We start from the raw sequence: 24,243 nt of genomic DNA, 5'->3' as shown, positions 1-24,243 counted from the left end.
AATACATGAAAATAAAAATTACTCAATCTATTTTTTGGTTTTTATTTCTAAGTTTTTCTTTAACCGCCACAGCGCAGTTAAAGAATTCTTTTGATGTACGTTATTCTGAAACCTTGCGTGGGAATTTTACAGCTATTGCTAACAATATGATGTCTGTAAATGCCACAACTGCATATAACGGGGCCGAGGGTAACCATAACCTTACCGATAATGTTTATGTTGATATTGATAACGATAATTCGACTTTCAATTCTAGTAGTGCTGATCTAAGCTCTGTTGGTAATGGTAGTTGTGTTCAGATTGTCAAAGCCTATTTGTATTGGACAGCTGGAGATAAGGAGATAATCTATGATAACGGTAAGACTGCTGATAATAGACCAGATTGGGATTACGACGATATAAAACTGAAATTACCAGGTCAATCTTCTTATACTACCTATACTGCAGATGAAGTTTTGTATAGGGGTAGGGATGAGCATTTTCAGAACGATCCTTATGCATGTGTTAAGGATATTACTTCTCAAGTTAAGTCCTTGGGAACAAATTATACCGGGACTTATACTGTAGCCAATGTTGAAGCTAAGACAGGGACTATTATTGGTCATGGTGCTGGAGATAGAATTGGAGCATCTGCCGGTTGGCAGATTGTTTTTGTTTATGAGAATAGTGATTTGCCTAGTAGGAATATTACATTATTTGATGGTTTTGCTAATGTAACTCGTAATTCAGGTCAAAATAATTATGATATTGTTGTTAATGGTTTTCAAACTGTGCCCAATGGAGCTGTAAATGCTGATGTCGTTTTTGGTGCATTAGAAGGCGATCGTGATCTTACCGGGGATAAATTGCAAATACGCAATACCTCTAATAGTTTTGCAAACATCTCAACAGCAAAAAGGCCAGAAGACAATTTCTTTAATAGTAGGATCACGCGTTATGGTCAAGATGTGACTAACCGTAATCCGGCAAGTACAAATACTCTTGGTTTTGATTCTGGTGTTTTTACCCTAAATAACCCAAACAATTCTCTTTTAGCCAATAATCAAACACAAGCCGTGTTTAGGTTAACTTCTAATCAAGAAACGTATAGCATGTACATGCTAGGTTTTGCTGTAGAAGTTTATGAGCCAGAACTTGAGCCTATGTTATTGACTACAGCATTGGGTAATAATCCTAAGGTGTATGTTAATCAGGAATTTGAAGTAAGTTTTGATGTGAAGAATTATGGTAATGATGATATGCGTGATTTGCGTATAAATTATACATTACCGGGTAGTGTGGAATATGGAGGGACTTCTAATCTACCTTCTGGGGTAACCGCTGCATACAATGCATCTTCAAGAATTCTGACATTCAGTGTGGCTGATAATTTAGTTGAAGATACTGATGATAAATTTACCTTGTCATTTAGATTAAATGTTTCGGAGAATTGCTCTGTCGCAGGCTCAACTTTTGCTATTCAAACAAATGCTACTTACAAGGGGGTGTTAAATTCTACCCAGAAAACGAGTTTGTCTTCGACAGAAACAACTGGTTCTTGTCAAATAGGTAATAATGAGGCGGTTATTGTAAGTATAGCTGCTGATTCTTGCGCAGATTATTGTACAGGTGTAGATACAGATGGGGATGGTGTTCCTGATAATTGTGATGATGATGATGATAATGACGGGATTCTAGATGCCTTTGAGGGAAATGCTTCCACGGCAGTTTTAGCAAACCCGACACAGAGCACAGTAAATGACTTAAATACCAGAGGAACCGGAGTTTTTCCATTGAAACCTAATGGTTCTGCAAGTTTGCCTAGTGGAGGTGTTACTCTTGAGGTGATTGAAGGTTTTAGCCCTAGAACTAATTCAAGTCAAGAACAACAATGGAGGATTTATCAACCGCCACCAGTAGCAAATAGTACAATAAATATCAATGGTGGAGAGGTGCCATTTGAAACTAAATACCTAGACCTGCGTGGTGTTCCGCGTAATGCGTACGAGCGAACTATTAAAATTGATTATGGTACCTCTGCCGAAGCATTATCTTCTGAAACTGAAAAGTACACTTTTATAATTGGTATAGCGGGGCTTGGCGGGTCTGAGTACCAAGAGGTAGGTGGTGAAATGGGGTATGATATTTCAAGTGTGCCTTTGCGTGTGATAGGTAATGTTGATGTATATAGTACAGGGCTTTATTCTCAGTTTAATGGAGCTTCGCCTCCAGTTACTAATGATATTGGGAATACAGTTTCTACTAATCCCCCAAGATCTCAAAAATCAAATGGATATACATTTTTCTATGTAACTCGAGAAGTTTCTAATTTTGAAATTGAATTTAAAGGAAACGACCCTCATGGATTTATCTTCGGAGTTCTAACCGAAACCTATAGAGATACTGATAATGATAAGATTGTAGACTCTAAAGATACAGATTCTGACAATGATGGTTGCCCTGATGCTATTGAAGGAGCAGGTACTTTTGATAAATCTGATTTAACAGCTAATTTAAATTTAGCCAACACACCAGGTGGTGTGGATGAAAATGGTGTGCCTACTCTTGCGGGCTCTCCTCAAGATAATACACAAGCAGTAATTGATAGTTCTATAACCGCCTGTTTTGTGCCCACGGCAGTTGATGATTCACGACAAGTAAGTGTCAATACCTCTCTAAATATAGATGTATTAACTAACGATGATTTTGGTGGAGATGGGCCGTCTTCATCACAACCATTAGTAATAACTCAGCAACCGGTTAATGGTTCAGTTGTTATTAACGACAACGGTACTCCTGCTGATTTGTCTGATGATACAATAGTCTACACACCAAATCAAGATTATATTGGTACTGATACATTTAGATATAAAATTGTTGATCTTGATGGTGACGAGAGTGAGGCGACTGTTGATGTTACAGTTTCTGATGTTATTGTGGTACCTCCGGGAGAGCGTGGCTGTGACTGTGCGCCCTTATACAGTGAGACTAACTTTAGAGATGCTCAGCTAATTTCGGGTACGGCTGGTCAAGTTGGTGCTGTTTACAGGTTTTCAAATGTCTTTTCTGATAGTCCTGACCCTATAGATGCGTTGGTGAGAATTGAAGCTTTAAGAAATGGAGCTTCTCTTGCAAGTATAGATGTGAATTCGCAAGGTGTTGCAAATAATTTTCAACCACAATTGAGAAGCTCGAATAATGGAGATCAGAATATAGAGTTCAATATTACTTTTGTGGAGTCTGGAGGTTCTTATGGTAATGAAGTAGTAATTTCATTTTTTGCTACTCCATTCGATATCGACGGAGATAGTGTTAGAACACGTGAATATGCAGAGCTTACATTATCTGATGCATATTATCAATCAGCTAATACTTTAATTAACATTGATAGAAGACCGAATTCTGTAAGAGGTACAGCTAATAATCCTAGTACTGCTCCAGGAGGGGATATTTCGACCGATCCTAGGTACACTTTTAGTACCTATTATGAAGGTAGGTCTTCTTTGAATTACACTATAGGTAAAGAAAACGGAAATATTGATCGTTACTACTCTTTAGCTTTCAGTAACGCAAACTATACAGATCCACAATCAACTATTGTGACAGCGCCTGTAATTTGTGGAAATGTTTCTGATGAAGATGGTGATCCTTTAGTAGGTGTAACTATTCAAATAGATGGCACCGATGGAAGCTCAACAACCTTAACTACGGATGCAAATGGTAATTATAGATATGCAACCGCTATACCGTCTGCTTTAGTTGATGTGCAATATACTATTGTTGAAACGGATCTTGAGAATTATGTAAGTATCGATGATGCTGAAGGAGATCCTACTGATAATACTATAGTACGCGTTATAAATCTTATCTCATCTTGTCAGAACAATTTTGTTGATGATGGAAGGCCAGTGGCAAATGATGATACAGCCATTGCAAGTCCTATTCGTCCAGTGCAGCCTGTAGATATAGATGTACTTGAAAATGATATTTTTGGTCCTGATGGACCATCAATTGGAATCATTACTATTTTAACGCAACCTGCTGTTGGAGAGGCGGTACTCAATGATGGCGGTACTCCAAACAACCCTACAGATGATTATATAACGTATAGTCCTCCATTACTAAATTTACAGCCGGTTGAGTTTAAATATCAAATTTGTGACGCTGATGGTGATTGTGATGATGCTGTCGTTCGAGTCAATATATTGGATGACGCGCCAATAGCTGAAGATGATGAATTTACAGTTTCAGAAGATTCTCAAAATAATACATTAGACGTTCTGCTTAATGATTATTTTGGAAATGACGGTGCTGGTTCTATAGCTTTAGTCTCCGGTGTTTCTAATGGAACCTTGACTTTAAATGATAATGGTACTACTGGTGATATCACTGACGATTATTTTGTGTATACTCCTGATTCTGATTTCTTTGGAAATGATTCGTTCCAGTATCAAATCTGTGATGCTGATAGTCCAATTGCAGATCGTGAATGTGATGTTGCTACGGTTAGTATTTTGGTGAAAGCTGATCCGACACTTTCTGTAGAACCTGTTACAGTCACAGAAGGAGATCCGCTAACTTTTACCTTTAGTATAAATGAGATTTCTGCTGAAGATGTTGTTATACAGGTTAATACGTCAGATGATACCGCCGTTGAAGGCTTAGATTATACTGCTGCTGTAAATGAATTGATTATAATTCCTGCCGGCCAATTATCTGTTAACTATGTAGTAAATTCTCTTGAGGATAATACTTACGAGGGTACTGAATCCTTTAATATCTCTGGAGCTGTTCAAACTAATAATACTAGAAATCTTGTTGCAGAAACTATAGGTACCATCTTGGATGATCCGGACGACCTTCCGGAGGTAAGCATCAGTGATGTTACCGTTGCTGAGGGCAGTGAAGCTGTGTTTGTTGTAAGTATAGACAATCCAAGTACAGAAGATGTTGTAGTAGATGTAGTTACAGTACCTGGCAGTGCTTTAGCGGGCGATGACTATACCCCTGTAACGACCACGGTAACCATACCGGCTGGACAGACCAGTGTAGAAGTAGCTGTAAGTACGCTTAACGATGATTTATATGAAGGCGAAGAGCAGTTCACTTTAGAAGGGACGGTAACTAGTGGCAACACTTCAAACACCGATCCTGTAGGAACCGCTACTATTACCGACAATCCGGACGACCTTCCAGAGGTAAGCATCAGTGATGTTACCGTTGCTGAGGGCAGTGAAGCTGTGTTTGTTGTAAGTATAGACAATCCAAGTACAGAAGATGTTGTAGTAGATGTAGTTACAGTACCTGGCAGTGCTTTAGCGGGCGATGACTATACCCCTGTAACGACCACGGTAACCATACCGGCTGGGCAGACCAGTGTAGAAGTAGCTGTAAGTACGCTTAACGATGATTTATATGAAGGCGAAGAGCAGTTCACTTTAGAAGGGACGGTAACTAGTGGCAACACTTCAAACACCGATCCTGTAGGAACCGCTACTATTACCGACAATCCGGACGACCTTCCAGAGGTAAGCATCAGTGATGTTACCGTTGCTGAGGGCAGTGAAGCTGTGTTTGTTGTAAGTATAGACAATCCAAGTACAGAAGATGTTGTAGTAGATGTAGTTACAGTACCTGGCAGTGCTTTAGCGGGCGATGACTATACCCCTGTAACGACCACGGTAACCATACCGGCTGGACAGACCAGTGTAGAAGTAGCTGTAAGTACGCTTAACGATGATTTATATGAAGGCGAAGAGCAGTTCACTTTAGAAGGGACGGTAACTAGTGGCAACACTTCAAACACCGATCCTGTAGGAACCGCTACTATTACCGACAATCCGGACGACCTTCCAGAGGTAAGCATCAGTGATGTTACCGTTGCTGAGGGCAGTGAAGCTGTGTTTGTTGTAAGTATAGACAATCCAAGTACAGAAGATGTTGTAGTAGATGTAGTTACAGTACCTGGCAGTGCTTTAGCGGGCGATGACTATACCCCTGTAACGACCACGGTAACCATACCGGCTGGGCAGACCAGTGTAGAAGTAGCTGTAAGTACGCTTAACGATGATTTATATGAAGGCGAAGAGCAGTTCACTTTAGAAGGGACGGTAACTAGTGGCAACACTTCAAACACCGATCCTGTAGGAACCGCTACTATTACCGACAATCCGGACGACCTTCCGGAGGTAAGCATCAGTGATGTTACCGTTGCTGAGGGCAGTGAAGCTGTGTTTGTTGTAAGTATAGACAATCCAAGTACAGAAGATGTTGTAGTAGATGTAGTTACAGTACCTGGCAGTGCTTTAGCGGGCGATGACTATACCCCTGTAACGACCACGGTAACCATACCGGCTGGGCAGACCAGTGTAGAAGTAGCTGTAAGTACGCTTAACGATGATTTATATGAAGGTGAAGAGCAGTTCACTTTAGAAGGGACGGTAACTAGTGGCAACACTTCAAACACCGATCCTGTAGGAACCGCTACTATTACCGACAATCCGGACGACCTTCCGGAGGTAAGCATCAGTGATGTTACCGTTGCTGAGGGCAGTGAAGCTGTGTTTGTTGTAAGTATAGACAATCCAAGTACAGAAGATGTTGTAGTAGATGTAGTTACAGTACCTGGCAGTGCTTTAGCGGGCAATGACTATACCCCTGTAACGACCACGGTAACCATACCGGCTGGACAGACCAGTGTAGAAGTAGCTGTAAGTACGCTTAACGATGATTTATATGAAGGCGAAGAGCAGTTCACTTTAGAAGGGACGGTAACTAGTGGCAACACTTCAAACACCGATCCTGTAGGAACCGCTACTATTACCGACAATCCGGACGACCTTCCAGAGGTAAGCATCAGTGATGTTACCGTTGCTGAGGGCAGTGAAGCTGTGTTTGTTGTAAGTATAGACAATCCAAGTACAGAAGATGTTGTAGTAGATGTAGTTACAGTACCTGGCAGTGCTTTAGCGGGCGATGACTATACCCCTGTAACGACCACGGTAACCATACCGGCTGGGCAGACCAGTGTAGAAGTAGCTGTAAGTACGCTTAACGATGATTTATATGAAGGCGAAGAGCAGTTCACTTTAGAAGGGACGGTAACTAGTGGCAACACTTCAAACACCGATCCTGTAGGAACCGCTACTATTACCGACAATCCGGACGACCTTCCGGAGGTAAGCATCAGTGATGTTACCGTTGCTGAGGGCAGTGAAGCTGTGTTTGTTGTAAGTATAGACAATCCAAGTACAGAAGATGTTGTAGTAGATGTAGTTACAGTACCTGGCAGTGCTTTAGCGGGCGATGACTATACCCCTGTAACGACCACGGTAACCATACCGGCTGGACAGACCAGTGTAGAAGTAGCTGTAAGTACGCTTAACGATGATTTATATGAAGGCGAAGAGCAGTTCACTTTAGAAGGGACGGTAACTAGTGGCAACACTTCAAACACCGATCCTGTAGGAACCGCTACTATTACCGACAATCCGGACGACCTTCCAGAGGTAAGCATCAGTGATGTTACCGTTGCTGAGGGCAGTGAAGCTGTGTTTGTTGTAAGTATAGACAATCCAAGTACAGAAGATGTTGTAGTAGATGTAGTTACAGTACCTGGCAGTGCTTTAGCGGGCGATGACTATACCCCTGTAACGACCACGGTAACCATACCGGCTGGGCAGACCAGTGTAGAAGTAGCTGTAAGTACGCTTAGCGATGATTTATATGAAGGTGAAGAGCAGTTCACTTTAGAAGGGACGGTAACTAGTGGCAACACTTCAAACACCGATCCTGTAGGAACCGCTACTATTACCGACAATCCGGACGACCTTCCGGAGGTAAGCATCAGTGATGTTACCGTTGCTGAGGGCAGTGAAGCTGTGTTTGTTGTAAGTATAGACAATCCAAGTACAGAAGATGTTGTAGTAGATGTAGTTACAGTACCTGGCAGTGCTTTAGCGGGCGATGACTATACCCCTGTAACGACCACGGTAACCATACCGGCTGGGCAGACCAGTGTAGAAGTAGCTGTAAGTACGCTTAACGATGATTTATATGAAGGTGAAGAGCAGTTCACTTTAGAAGGGACGGTAACTAGTGGCAACACTTCAAACACCGATCCTGTAGGAACCGCTACTATTACCGACAATCCGGACGACCTTCCGGAGGTAAGCATCAGTGATGTTACCGTTGCTGAGGGCAGTGAAGCTGTGTTTGTTGTAAGTATAGACAATCCAAGTACAGAAGATGTTGTAGTAGATGTAGTTACAGTACCTGGCAGTGCTTTAGCGGGCAATGACTATACCCCTGTAACGACCACGGTAACCATACCGGCTGGACAGACCAGTGTAGAAGTAGCTGTAAGTACGCTTAACGATGATTTATATGAAGGTGAAGAGCAGTTCACTTTAGAAGGGACGGTAACTAGTGGCAACACTTCAAACACCGATCCTGTAGGAACCGCTACTATTACCGACAATCCGGACGACCTTCCGGAGGTAAGCATCAGTGATGTTACCGTTGCTGAGGGCAGTGAAGCTGTGTTTGTTGTAAGTATAGACAATCCAAGTACAGAAGATGTTGTAGTAGATGTAGTTACAGTACCTGGCAGTGCTTTAGCGGGCGATGACTATACCCCTGTAACGACCACGGTAACCATACCGGCTGGACAGACCAGTGTAGAAGTAGCTGTAAGTACGCTTAACGATGATTTATATGAAGGTGAAGAGCAGTTCACTTTAGAAGGGACGGTAACTAGTGGCAACACTTCAAACACCGATCCTGTAGGAACCGCTACTATTACCGACAATCCGGACGACCTTCCGGAGGTAAGCATCAGTGATGTTACCGTTGCTGAGGGCAGTGAAGCTGTGTTTGTTGTAAGTATAGACAATCCAAGTACAGAAGATGTTGTAGTAGATGTAGTTACAGTACCTGGCAGTGCTTTAGCGGGCGATGACTATACCCCTGTAACGACCACGGTAACCATACCGGCTGGACAGACCAGTGTAGAAGTAGCTGTAAGTACGCTTAACGATGATTTATATGAAGGTGAAGAGCAGTTCACTTTAGAAGGGACGGTAACTAGTGGCAACACTTCAAACACCGATCCTGTAGGAACCGCTACTATTACCGACAATCCGGACGACCTTCCAGAGGTAAGCATCAGTGATGTTACCGTTGCTGAGGGTAGTGAAGCTGTGTTTGTTGTAAGTATAGACAATCCAAGTACAGAAGATGTTGTAGTAGATGTAGTTACAGTACCTGGCAGTGCTTTAGCGGGCGATGACTATACCCCTGTAACGACCACGGTAACCATACCGGCTGGACAGACCAGTGTAGAAGTAGCTGTAAGTACGCTTAACGATGATTTATATGAAGGCGAAGAGCAGTTCACTTTAGAAGGGACGGTAACTAGTGGCAACACTTCAAACACCGATCCTGTAGGAACCGCTACTATTACCGACAATCCGGACGACCTTCCAGAGGTAAGCATCAGTGATGTTACCGTTGCTGAGGGCAGTGAAGCTGTGTTTGTTGTAAGTATAGACAATCCAAGTACAGAAGATGTTGTAGTAGATGTAGTTACAGTACCTGGCAGTGCTTTAGCGGGCGATGACTATACCCCTGTAACGACCACGGTAACCATACCGGCTGGACAGACCAGTGTAGAAGTAGCTGTAAGTACGCTTAACGATGATTTATATGAAGGTGAAGAGCAGTTCACTTTAGAAGGGACGGTAACTAGTGGCAACACTTCAAACACCGATCCTGTAGGAACCGCTACTATTACCGACAATCCGGACGACCTTCCGGAGGTAAGCATCAGTGATGTTACCGTTGCTGAGGGCAGTGAAGCTGTGTTTGTTGTAAGTATAGACAATCCAAGTACAGAAGATGTTGTAGTAGATGTAGTTACAGTACCTGGCAGTGCTTTAGCGGGCGATGACTATACCCCTGTAACGACCACGGTAACCATACCGGCTGGGCAGACCAGTGTAGAAGTAGCTGTAAGTACGCTTAACGATGATTTATATGAAGGCGAAGAGCAGTTCACTTTAGAAGGGACGGTAACTAGTGGCAACACTTCAAACACCGATCCTGTAGGAACCGCTACTATTACCGACAATCCGGACGACCTTCCGGAGGTAAGCATCAGTGATGTTACCGTTGCTGAGGGCAGTGAAGCTGTGTTTGTTGTAAGTATAGACAATCCAAGTACAGAAGATGTTGTAGTAGATGTAGTTACAGTACCTGGCAGTGCTTTAGCGGGCGATGACTATACCCCTGTAACGACCACGGTAACCATACCGGCTGGACAGACCAGTGTAGAAGTAGCTGTAAGTACGCTTAACGATGATTTATATGAAGGCGAAGAGCAGTTCACTTTAGAAGGGACGGTAACTAGTGGCAACACTTCAAACACCGATCCTGTAGGAACCGCTACTATTACCGACAATCCGGACGACCTTCCAGAGGTAAGCATCAGTGATGTTACCGTTGCTGAGGGCAGTGAAGCTGTGTTTGTTGTAAGTATAGACAATCCAAGTACAGAAGATGTTGTAGTAGATGTAGTTACAGTACCTGGCAGTGCTTTAGCGGGCGATGACTATACCCCTGTAACGACCACGGTAACCATACCGGCTGGGCAGACCAGTGTAGAAGTAGCTGTAAGTACGCTTAACGATGATTTATATGAAGGCGAAGAGCAGTTCACTTTAGAAGGGACGGTAACTAGTGGCAACACTTCAAACACCGATCCTGTAGGAACCGCTACTATTACCGACAATCCGGACGACCTTCCGGAGGTAAGCATCAGTGATGTTACCGTTGCTGAGGGCAGTGAAGCTGTGTTTGTTGTAAGTATAGACAATCCAAGTACAGAAGATGTTGTAGTAGATGTAGTTACAGTACCTGGCAGTGCTTTAGCGGGCGATGACTATACCCCTGTAACGACCACGGTAACCATACCGGCTGGACAGACCAGTGTAGAAGTAGCTGTAAGTACGCTTAACGATGATTTATATGAAGGCGAAGAGCAGTTCACTTTAGAAGGGACGGTAACTAGTGGCAACACTTCAAACACCGATCCTGTAGGAACCGCTACTATTACCGACAATCCGGACGACCTTCCAGAGGTAAGCATCAGTGATGTTACCGTTGCTGAGGGCAGTGAAGCTGTGTTTGTTGTAAGTATAGACAATCCAAGTACAGAAGATGTTGTAGTAGATGTAGTTACAGTACCTGGCAGTGCTTTAGCGGGCGATGACTATACCCCTGTAACGACCACGGTAACCATACCGGCTGGGCAGACCAGTGTAGAAGTAGCTGTAAGTACGCTTAGCGATGATTTATATGAAGGTGAAGAGCAGTTCACTTTAGAAGGGACGGTAACTAGTGGCAACACTTCAAACACCGATCCTGTAGGAACCGCTACTATTACCGACAATCCGGACGACCTTCCGGAGGTAAGCATCAGTGATGTTACCGTTGCTGAGGGCAGTGAAGCTGTGTTTGTTGTAAGTATAGACAATCCAAGTACAGAAGATGTTGTAGTAGATGTAGTTACAGTACCTGGCAGTGCTTTAGCGGGCGATGACTATACCCCTGTAACGACCACGGTAACCATACCGGCTGGGCAGACCAGTGTAGAAGTAGCTGTAAGTACGCTTAACGATGATTTATATGAAGGTGAAGAGCAGTTCACTTTAGAAGGGACGGTAACTAGTGGCAACACTTCAAACACCGATCCTGTAGGAACCGCTACTATTACCGACAATCCGGACGACCTTCCGGAGGTAAGCATCAGTGATGTTACCGTTGCTGAGGGCAGTGAAGCTGTGTTTGTTGTAAGTATAGACAATCCAAGTACAGAAGATGTTGTAGTAGATGTAGTTACAGTACCTGGCAGTGCTTTAGCGGGCAATGACTATACCCCTGTAACGACCACGGTAACCATACCGGCTGGACAGACCAGTGTAGAAGTAGCTGTAAGTACGCTTAACGATGATTTATATGAAGGTGAAGAGCAGTTCACTTTAGAAGGGACGGTAACTAGTGGCAACACTTCAAACACCGATCCTGTAGGAACCGCTACTATTACCGACAATCCGGACGACCTTCCGGAGGTAAGCATCAGTGATGTTACCGTTGCTGAGGGCAGTGAAGCTGTGTTTGTTGTAAGTATAGACAATCCAAGTACAGAAGATGTTGTAGTAGATGTAGTTACAGTACCTGGCAGTGCTTTAGCGGGCGATGACTATACCCCTGTAACGACCACGGTAACCATACCGGCTGGACAGACCAGTGTAGAAGTAGCTGTAAGTACGCTTAACGATGATTTATATGAAGGTGAAGAGCAGTTCACTTTAGAAGGGACGGTAACTAGTGGCAACACTTCAAACACCGATCCTGTAGGAACCGCTACTATTACCGACAATCCGGACGACCTTCCGGAGGTAAGCATCAGTGATGTTACCGTTGCTGAGGGCAGTGAAGCTGTGTTTGTTGTAAGTATAGACAATCCAAGTACAGAAGATGTTGTAGTAGATGTAGTTACAGTACCTGGCAGTGCTTTAGCGGGCAATGACTATACCCCTGTAACGACCACGGTAACCATACCGGCTGGACAGACCAGTGTAGAAGTAGCTGTAAGTACGCTTAGCGATGATTTATATGAAGGTGAAGAGCAGTTCACTTTAGAAGGGACGGTAACTAGTGGCAACACTTCAAACACCGATCCTGTAGGAACCGCTACTATTACCGACAATCCGGACGACCTTCCGGAGGTAAGCATCAGTGATGTTACCGTTGCTGAGGGCAGTGAAGCTGTGTTTGTTGTAAGTATAGACAATCCAAGTACAGAAGATGTTGTAGTAGATGTAGTTACAGTACCTGGCAGTGCTTTAGCGGGCGATGACTATACCCCTGTAACGACCACGGTAACCATACCGGCTGGACAGACCAGTGTAGAAGTAGCTGTAAGTACGCTTAACGATGATTTATATGAAGGCGAAGAGCAGTTCACTTTAGAAGGGACGGTAACTAGTGGCAACACTTCAAACACCGATCCTGTAGGAACCGCTACTATTACCGACAATCCGGACGACCTTCCGGAGGTAAGCATCAGTGATGTTACCGTTGCTGAGGGCAGTGAAGCTGTGTTTGTTGTAAGTATAGACAATCCAAGTACAGAAGATGTTGTAGTAGATGTAGTTACAGTACCTGGCAGTGCTTTAGCGGGCGATGACTATACCCCTGTAACGACCACGGTAACCATACCGGCTGGGCAGACCAGTGTAGAAGTAGCTGTAAGTACGCTTAACGATGATTTATATGAAGGCGAAGAGCAGTTCACTTTAGAAGGGACGGTAACTAGTGGCAACACTTCAAACACCGATCCTGTAGGAACCGCTACTATTACCGACAATCCGGACGACCTTCCGGAGGTAAGCATCAGTGATGTTACCGTTGCTGAGGGCAGTGAAGCTGTGTTTGTTGTAAGTATAGACAATCCAAGTACAGAAGATGTTGTAGTAGATGTAGTTACAGTACCTGGCAGTGCTTTAGCGGGCAATGACTATACCCCTGTAACGACCACGGTAACCATACCGGCTGGACAGACCAGTGTAGAAGTAGCTGTAAGTACGCTTAACGATGATTTATATGAAGGCGAAGAGCAGTTCACTTTAGAAGGGACGGTAACTAGTGGCAACACTTCAAACACCGATCCTGTAGGAACCGCTACTATTACCGACAATCCGGACGACCTTCCGGAGGTAAGCATCAGTGATGTTACCGTTGCTGAGGGCAGTGAAGCTGTGTTTGTTGTAAGTATAGACAATCCAAGTACAGAAGATGTTGTAGTAGATGTAGTTACAGTACCTGGCAGTGCTTTAGCGGGCGATGACTATACCCCTGTAACGACCACGGTAACCATACCGGCTGGGCAGACCAGTGTAGAAGTAGCTGTAAGTACGCTTAACGATGATTTATATGAAGGCGAAGAGCAGTTCACTTTAGAAGGGACGGTAACTAGTGGCAACACTTCAAACACCGATCCTGTAGGAACCGCTACTATTACCGACAATCCGGACGACCTTCCGGAGGTAAGCATCAGTGATGTTACCGTTGCTGAGGGCAGTGAAGCTGTGTTTGTTGTAAGTATAGACAATCCAAGTACAGAAGATGTTGTAGTAGATGTAGTTACAGTACCTGGCAGTGCTTTAGCGGGCAATGACTATACCCCTGTAACGACCACGGTAACCATACCGGCTGGACAGACCAGTGTAGAAGTAGCTGTAAGTACGCTTAACGATGATTTATATGAAGGTGAAGAGCAGTTCACTTTAGAAGGGACGGTAACTAGTGGCAACACTTCAAACACCGATCCTGTAGGAACCGCTACTATTACCGACAATCCGGACGACCTTCCGGAGGTAAGCATCAGTGATGTTACCGTTGCTGAGGGCAGTGAAGCTGTGTTTGTTGTAAGTATAGACAATCCAAGTACAGAAGATGTTGTAGTAGATGTAGTTACAGTACCTGGCAGTGCTTTAGCGGGCGATGACTATACCCCTGTAACGACCACGGTAACCATACCGGCTGGACAGACCAGTGTAGAAGTAGCTGTAAGTACGCTTAACGATGATTTATATGAAGGCGAAGAGCAGTTCACTTTAGAAGGGACGGTAACTAGTGGCAACACTTCAAACACCGATCCTGTAGGAACCGCTACTATTACCGACAATCCGGACGACCTTCCAGAGGTAAGCATCAGTGATGTTACCGTTGCTGAGGGCAGTGAAGCTGTGTTTGTTGTAAGTATAGACAATCCAAGTACAGAAGATGTTGTAGTAGATGTAGTTACAGTACCTGGCAGTGCTTTAGCGGGCGATGACTATACCCCTGTAACGACCACGGTAACCATACCGGCTGGGCAGACCAGTGTAGAAGTAGCTGTAAGTACGCTTAACGATGATTTATATGAAGGTGAAGAGCAGTTCACTTTAGAAGGGACGGTAACTAGTGGCAACACTTCAAACACCGATCCTGTAGGAACCGCTACTATTACCGACAATCCGGACGACCTTCCAGAGGTAAGCATCAGTGATGTTACCGTTGCTGAGGGCAGTGAAGCTGTGTTTGTTGTAAGTATAGACAATCCAAGTACAGAAGATGTTGTAGTAGATGTAGTTACAGTACCTGGCAGTGCTTTAGCGGGCGATGACTATACCCCTGTAACGACCACGGTAACCATACCGGCTGGACAGACCAGTGTAGAAGTAGCTGTAAGTACGCTTAACGATGATTTATATGAAGGTGAAGAGCAGTTCACTTTAGAAGGGACGGTAACTAGTGGCAACACTTCAAACACCGATCCTGTAGGAACCGCTACTATTACCGACAATCCGGACGACCTTCCGGAGGTAAGCATCAGTGATGTTACCGTTGCTGAGGGCAGTGAAGCTGTGTTTGTTGTAAGTATAGACAATCCAAGTACAGAAGATGTTGTAGTAGATGTAGTTACAGTACCTGGCAGTGCTTTAGCGGGCGATGACTATACCCCTGTAACGACCACGGTAACCATACCGGCTGGGCAGACCAGTGTAGAAGTAGCTGTAAGTACGCTTAACGATGATTTATATGAAGGCGAAGAGCAGTTCACTTTAGAAGGGACGGTAACTAGTGGCAACACTTCAAACACCGATCCTGTAGGAACCGCTACTATTACCGACAATCCGGACGACCTTCCGGAGGTAAGCATCAGTGATGTTACCGTTGCTGAGGGTAGTGAAGCTGTGTTTGTTGTAAGTATAGACAATCCAAGTACAGAAGATGTTGTAGTAGATGTAGTTACAGTACCTGGCAGTGCTTTAGCGGGCGATGACTATACCCCTGTAACGACCACGGTAACCATACCGGCTGGACAGACCAGTGTAGAAGTAGCTGTAAGTACGCTTAACGATGATTTATATGAAGGCGAAGAGCAGTTCACTTTAGAAGGGACGGTAACTAGTGGCAACACTTCAAACACCGATCCTGTAGGAACCGCTACTATTACCGACAATCCGGACGACCTTCCAGAGGTAAGCATCAGTGATGTTACCGTTGCTGAGGGCAGTGAAGCTGTGTTTGTTGTAAGTATAGACAATCCAAGTACAGAAGATGTTGTAGTAGATGTAGTTACAGTACCTGGCAGTGCTTTAGCGGGCGATGACTATACCCCTGTAACGACCACGGTAACCATACCGGCTGGACAGACCAGTGTAGAAGTAGCTGTAAGTACGCTTAACGATGATTTATATGAAGGCGAAGAGCAGTTCACTTTAGAAGGGACGGTAACTAGTGGCAACACTTCAAACACCGATCCTGTAGGAACCGCTACTATTACCGACAATCCGGACGACCTTCCGGAGGTAAGCATCAGTGATGTTACCGTTGCTGAGGGCAGTGAAGCTGTGTTTGTTGTAAGTATAGACAATCCAAGTACAGAAGATGTTGTAGTAGATGTAGTTACAGTACCTGGCAGTGCTTTAGCGGGCAATGACTATACCCCTGTAACGACCACGGTAACCATACCGGCTGGACAGACCAGTGTAGAAGTAGCTGTAAGTACGCTTAACGATGATTTATATGAAGGCGAAGAGCAGTTCACTTTAGAAGGGACGGTAACTAGTGGCAACACTTCAAACACCGATCCTGTAGGAACCGCTACTATTACCGACAATCCGGACGACCTTCCGGAGGTAAGCATCAGTGATGTTACCGTTGCTGAGGGCAGTGAAGCTGTGTTTGTTGTAAGTATAGACAATCCAAGTACAGAAGATGTTGTAGTAGATGTAGTTACAGTACCTGGCAGTGCTTTAGCGGGCGATGACTATACCCCTGTAACGACCACGGTAACCATACCGGCTGGACAGACCAGTGTAGAAGTAGCTGTAAGTACGCTTAGCGATGATTTATATGAAGGTGAAGAGCAGTTCACTTTAGAAGGGACGGTAACTAGTGGCAACACTTCAAACACCGATCCTGTAGGAACCGCTACTATTACCGACAATCCGGACGACCTTCCGGAGGTAAGCATCAGTGATGTTACCGTTGCTGAGGGCAGTGAAGCTGTGTTTGTTGTAAGTATAGACAATCCAAGTACAGAAGATGTTGTAGTAGATGTAGTTACAGTACCTGGCAGTGCTTTAGCGGGCGATGACTATACCCCTGTAACGACCACGGTAACCATACCGGCTGGACAGACTGAGAGTACACCAATCTTGGTATCAATAATAGATGATGATGTATTTGAAGAGGATGAAACATTTACAGTGATTGGAACAGTTGTCAGTGGAACTGTGGCTAATAGCCCTGTTCAGGCGACTGGTACAATTACTTCAAATGAAATCCTAGCGATCAACGACATCAACGATACGTTTGAAGGTCAGCCGGTAAGCGGCGATGTAGGAACCAATGATGAGAACCCTGACGGCCCGGCAGACAGCGAGGTGTACACTGTACTTACTCAGCCTGCTAGTGGTAGTTTAGTCTTCAATGCTGACGGAACCTATACCTATACACCAAACGATGGTTTCATCGGAGAGGATACCTTCAGTTATGAAGTATGTGATGGCGGAAGCCCACAGGCTTGTGATAGTGCAGATGTGATCATTCAGGTATTACCTATTGGTACACCAGATAATGCAGCACCTGTAGCAAACGACGATACAGCAATTACCGAAGCAGGAACTCCTGTAGACGGTAATGTACTAGTAAATGACTTTGATCCTGATGGTGATACAATAACTGTAACCGGTAATACACAACCAACAAACGGAAGTGTAACGGTTAACCCTGACGGAACCTTTACTTATACTCCAGAGCCTGGCTTTATAGGAGAAGATAGTTTTGAGTACACGGTATGTGATGATGCAGATCCATCATTATGTGCAACTGGTACAGTAACTATCGAGGTGGTTGCAGATACTGATAACACCACGGTAGCTAATGATGATGCGTTCTTCGGTTATATCGGCGAAGAGATCACCGGTAATGTACTTACCAATGATAGCGATCCTGAAGGCGATGCGATCAGTGTGATCAGCAATACGCAGCCTGCTAACGGAAATGTAACAGTAGCAGCTGACGGAAGCTTAGCCTATACTCCGAATCCGGACTTTAGCGGAGCAGATCAGTTTACCTATACTATTGAAGATGCTAATGGAGCACAGGATACCGCAACGGTTTACATCAGTGTAGATCCAAGTGAAAATGGCGGAAACACCATTCTGGCGATCAACGACATCAACGATACGTTTGAAGGTCAACCGGTAAGCGGCGATGTAGGCACTAATGATGAGAACCCTGACGGCCCGGCAGACAGCGAGGTGTACACTGTACTTACTCAGCCTGCTAGTGGTAGTTTAGTCTTCAATGCTGACGGAACCTATACCTATACACCAAACGATGGTTTCATCGGAGAGGATACCTTCAGTTATGAAGTATGTGATGGCGGAAGCCCACAGGCTTGTGATAGTGCAGATGTGATCATTCAGGTATTACCTATTGGTACACCAGACAATGCAGCACCTGTCGCAAACGACGATACAGCAATTACCGAAGCAGGAACTCCTGTAGACGGTAATGTACTAGTAAATGACTTTGATCCTGATGGTGATACAATAACTGTAACCGGTAATACACAACCAACAAACGGAAGTGTAACGGTTAACCCTGACGGAACCTTTACTTATACTCCAGAGCCTGGCTTTATAGGAGAAGATAGTTTTGAGTACACGGTATGTGATGATGCAGATCCATCATTATGTGCAACTGGTACAGTAACTATCGAGGTGGTTGCAGATACTGATAACACCACGGTAGCCAATGATGATGCGTTCTTCGGTTATATCGGCGAAGAGATCACCGGTAATGTACTTACCAATGATAGCGATCCTGAAGGCGATGCGATCAGTGTGATCAGCAATACGCAGCCTGCTAACGGAAATGTAACAGTAGCAGCTGACGGAAGCTTAACCTATACTCCGAATACGGACTTTAGCGGAGCAGATCAGTTTACCTATACTATTGAAGATGCTAATGGAGCACAGGATACCGCAACGGTTTACATCAGTGTAGATCCAAGTGAAAATGGCGGAAACACCATTCTGGCGATCAACGACATCAACGATACGTTTGAAGGTCAACCGGTAAGCGGCGATGTAGGCACTAATGATGAGAACCCTGACGGCCCGGCAGACAGCGAGGTGTACACTGTACTTACTCAGCCTGCTAGTGGTAGTTTAGTCTTCAATGCTGACGGAACCTATACCTATACACCAAACGATGGTTTCATCGGAGAGGATACCTTCAGTTATGAAGTATGTGATGGCGGAAGCCCACAGGCTTGTGATAGTGCAGATGTGATCATTCAGGTATTACCTATTGGTACACCAGACAATGCAGCACCTGTCGCAAACGACGATACAGCAATTACCGAAGCAGGAACTCCTGTAGACGGTAATGTACTAGTAAATGACTTTGATCCTGATGGTGATACAATAACTGTAACCGGTAATACACAACCAACAAACGGAAGTGTAACGGTTAACCCTGACGGAACCTTTACTTATACTCCAGAGCCTGGCTTTATAGGAGAAGATAGTTTTGAGTACACGGTATGTGATGATGCAGATCCATCATTATGTGCAACTGGTACAGTAACTATCGAGGTGGTTGCAGATACTGATAACACCACGGTAGCCAATGATGATGCGTTCTTCGGTTATATCGGCGAAGAGATCACCGGTAATGTACTTACCAATGATAGCGATCCTGAAGGCGATGCGATCAGTGTGATCAGCAATACGCAGCCTGCTAACGGAAATGTAACAGTAGCAGCTGACGGAAGCTTAACCTATACTCCGAATACGGACTTTAGCGGAGCAGATCAGTTTACCTATACTATTGAAGATGCTAATGGAGCACAGGATACCGCAACGGTTTACATCAGTGTAGATCCAAGTGAAAATGGCGGAAACACCATTCTGGCGATCAACGACATCAACGATACGTTTGAAGGTCAACCGGTAAGCGGCGATGTAGGCACTAATGATGAGAACCCTGACGGCCCGGCAGACAGCGAGGTGTACACTGTACTTACTCAGCCTGCTAGTGGTAGTTTAGTCTTCAATGCTGACGGAACCTATACCTATACACCAAACGATGGTTTCATCGGAGAGGATACCTTCAGTTATGAAGTATGTGATGGCGGAAGCCCACAGGCTTGTGATAGTGCAGATGTGATCATTCAGGTATTACCTATTGGTACACCAGACAATGCAGCACCTGTCGCAAACGACGATACAGCAATTACCGAAGCAGGAACTCCTGTAGACGGTAATGTACTAGTAAATGACTTTGATCCTGATGGTGATACAATAACTGTAACCGGTAATACACAACCAACAAACGGAAGTGTAACGGTTAACCCTGACGGAACCTTTACTTATACTCCAGAGCCTGGCTTTATAGGAGAAGATAGTTTTGAGTACACGGTATGTGATGATGCAGATCCATCATTATGTGCAACTGGTACAGTAACTATCGAGGTGGTTGCAGATACTGATAACACCACGGTAGCTAATGATGATGCGTTCTTCGGTTATATCGGCGAAGAGATCACCGGTAATGTACTTACCAATGATAGCGATCCTGAAGGCGATGCGATCAGTGTGATCAGCAATACGCAGCCTGCTAACGGAAATGTAACAGTAGCAGCTGACGGAAGCTTAACCTATACTCCGAATACGGACTTTAGCGGAGCAGATCAGTTTACCTATACTATTGAAGATGCAAACGGAGCACAGGATACCGCAACGGTTTACATCAGTGTAGATCCAAGTGATAATGGCGGAAACACCATCCTTGCGATCAATGACATCAACGATACGTTCGAAGGTCAACCGGTAAGCGGCGATGTAGGCACTAATGATGAGAACCCTGACGGCCCGGCAGACAGCGAGGTGTACACTGTACTTACGCAGCCTGCTAGTGGTAGTTTAGTTTTCAATGCTGACGGAACCTATACCTATACACCAAACGATGGTTTCATCGGAGAGGATACCTTCAGTTATGAAGTATGTGATGGCGGAAGCCCACAGGCTTGTGATAGTGCAGATGTGATCATTCAGGTATTACCAATCGGTACACCAGACAATGCAGCACCTGTAGCAAACGACGATACAGCAATTACCGAAGCAGGAACTCCTGTAGACGGTAATGTACTAGTAAACGACTTTGATCCTGATGGTGATACAATAACTGTAACCAGTAATACACAACCAACAAACGGAAGTGTAACGGTTAACCCTGACGGAAGCTTTACCTATACTCCAGAGCCTGGCTTTGTAGGAGAAGATAGTTTTGAGTACACAGTATGTGATGATGCAGATCCATCATTATGTGCAACTGGTACAGTAACTATCGAGGTAGTTGCAGATACTGATAACACCACAGTAGCTAATGACGATGCGTTCTTCGGTTATATCGGTGAAGAGATCACCGGTAATGTACTTACCAATGATAGCGATCCTGAAGGCGATGCGATCAGTGTGATCAGCAATACACAGCCTGCAAACGGAAGCGTAACGGTTAACACAAACGGTAGTTTCACTTATGTATCAAATGCAGGTTATAATGGTGCAGATCAGTTTACATACACTATTGAAGATGCAAATGGAGCACAGGACACGGCAACGGTTTACATAAGCCTGGAGGAAAAATCATTCACAATATCTATTGCCGACGGCGAATGTGATGGAGATGTTCCTTATTTGGTTTATGATATAGACCTAAACAATTTTGCTGCAACAGGACCACTTACCATAACATTCTTAGATAATTCTGGTAATAGTCTTCTAGAATACACAGATCTTCCTTTAACAGGAAGAGTGCTTTGGCCAGGTGCAGAAGTAGATGCTAATGGTAACCCTACTAATTGGCCTGGATGGATTCTTGAGGATGGTGTTTGGGTTGAAGGTGATGACGGATTTTTAGATGTAAGACCTGATGTAAATGTGGTATTCTCAATCAATCCTAGTCAGACTATTGTAGTGAATTATCCTCCATCAGATCCGTACTGTTACTCAGGACCACGTTTAGATGGTTTAGTAAGTACTACAGATGTTTCTTGTTTTGGAGATGCCAATGGTGCAATTGATATAACCACATCAGGAGGAACAGCTCCATTCAGCTTTAATTGGAGTACAGTAGATGGTAGTGGTTTGGTTGATGGGCAGGAAGATCAGACAGGCTTAACTGCTGGAATTTACAATCTTGTAATTACAGATGCTGTAGGTATCGAGAAGGAATTTAATATAGAAGTTGCTCAGCCAGAACAACTAGAACTTGTGTTTACAGACGTTATAGGAGGATCATCTAACTTTATGTGTTCTAACGGAACGGCTACAGCCACAGTTTCTGGAGGAAGTGGAAATTATACTTATTTGTGGAGTGCTAGTGCTGGTGGACAGACCACTGCTGTGGCAACAGACCTTACTGAAGGTGTGCATAGTGTGACGGTAACTGATTCAAATGGTTGTGAGATTACACAAGAAGTAACTATTACTTGTAACACCATCCTAGCGATCAACGATATCAACGATACGTTCGAAGGGCAACCGGTAAGCGGCGATGTAGGCACCAATGATGAGAATCCTGACGGCCCGGCAGACAGCGAGGTATACACTGTACTTACGCAGCCTGCTAGTGGTAGTTTAGTTTTCAATCCAGACGGAACCTATACGTATACACCAAATGATGGTTTCATTGGAGAGGATACCTTCAGTTATGAAGTATGTGATGGCGGAAGTCCACAGGCTTGTGATAGTGCAGATGTGATCATTCAAGTATTACCTATTGAAGATGAATTGGATGTTAATGAACCTCCGGTTGCTAATGATGATACCGCTATTACAGAATCTGGTGTACCTGCAACGGGTAATGTATTAGTAAATGACTTTGATCCTGATGGTGACACCATTACGGTAACAGGAAACACACAACCAACAAACGGAAGTGTAACAGTTAATCCAGATGGAAGCTATACTTATACTCCAGAGCCTGGCTTTGTAGGGGAAGATAGTTTTGAGTACACCGTATGCGACGACGGAGAGCCTCAAGAGTGTGCTACAGGTACGGTTACCATTGAAGTGACTCCTGATAGTGGCAACACAACTGTAGCGAATGATGATGCTTACTTTGGTTTAATTGATGCGGCTATTACTGGAAATGTTCTTGATAATGACTTTGATCCTGAAGGACAAACACAGCAAGTTGATATTACAGTATCTCCTGCTAACGGCCCTGAGAATGGAAGCTTGGTAATTAATGAAGATGGTTCATTCACCTATACTCCAAACGATGGCTTTATTGGAACAGATCAGTTCACGTATCAAATTTCAGATAACGGAACTCCTGTGGCGACAGATGTTGCAACGGTATACATCTCAGTAAGAGGTAGTGATATAGTGCCTCCAGTTGCAAGTTTAAGTCTGGAGAAAGTTGGAATATTCAATGATGAAAATGGTGATCAAAGACCACAAGTTGGTGAAACCATTACCTATACTTTTACCGTATATAATACAGGAGAGTCTACAATTTCAGATATTGTTATTGAAGATCCGCTAGTAGATGTTGTAGGAGGCCCAATCACACTTGAGCCGGGCGAAGTAGATGCAACCACGTTTACTGCTATTTATTCAATAACTCAAGCAGATATTGAGCAATTGTTTGTAGAAAATCAGGCTTTAGTAAGCGGTGTAGATCCTTATGGAGATGTAATTGAAGATTTATCTGATGATCCAAATAATAGTGATGATGAAGATGTAGATAATGATGGAGAACCAGATGACGTTACGGTTACAATAATACCAAATGTTTTAGCAGAGGAAGACATTGTTATTTACAACGTAATGACGCCTAACGGAGACGGTCTTAATGATATTTTTATGATTGAAAATATTGATAGATTCCCTGATAATAAGGTTCAGATTTTTAACAGATGGGGAATAGAGGTGTTTAGTACAGAAGGATATAGTATCAATAATGATAATGTCTTTAGAGGCTTCTCAGATGGTCGTGCTACTGTACGCCGAGGAGAGCGTCTTCCTACGGGAACCTATTATTATATGATTGAATATGCTGATCCTGATAGTGGTCAGGTGAGACGTAAAGCCTCATTCCTTTACATTAATTAAAATTGAATTACTCAAT

At 44.0% G+C, this 24,243-nt stretch carries 1 protein-coding gene; it reads left to right on the top strand.

Annotated elements, in window-relative coordinates:
* The first annotated feature begins 5 nt into the window (after positions 1-5).
* On the top strand, positions 6-24,227 hold the full coding sequence (locus tag LDL79_RS03120) for a Calx-beta domain-containing protein (protein WP_225599128.1): 24,222 nt from the start codon (positions 6-8) through the stop codon (positions 24,225-24,227).
* The last annotated feature ends 16 nt before the right edge of the window (positions 24,228-24,243 follow it).

The sequence above is a fragment of the Leeuwenhoekiella palythoae genome (assembly GCF_020310025.1).
GTDB classification, from domain to species: Bacteria; Bacteroidota; Bacteroidia; order Flavobacteriales; family Flavobacteriaceae; genus Leeuwenhoekiella; species Leeuwenhoekiella palythoae.
This window is presented reverse-complemented; position numbering and strand designations above follow the sequence as displayed.

Coding starts and splice junctions, on each gene's coding strand:
- LDL79_RS03120 (WP_225599128.1), top strand. CDS start 6: ATGAAAATAAAAATTACTCAATCTATTTTTTGGTTTTTATTTCTAAGT.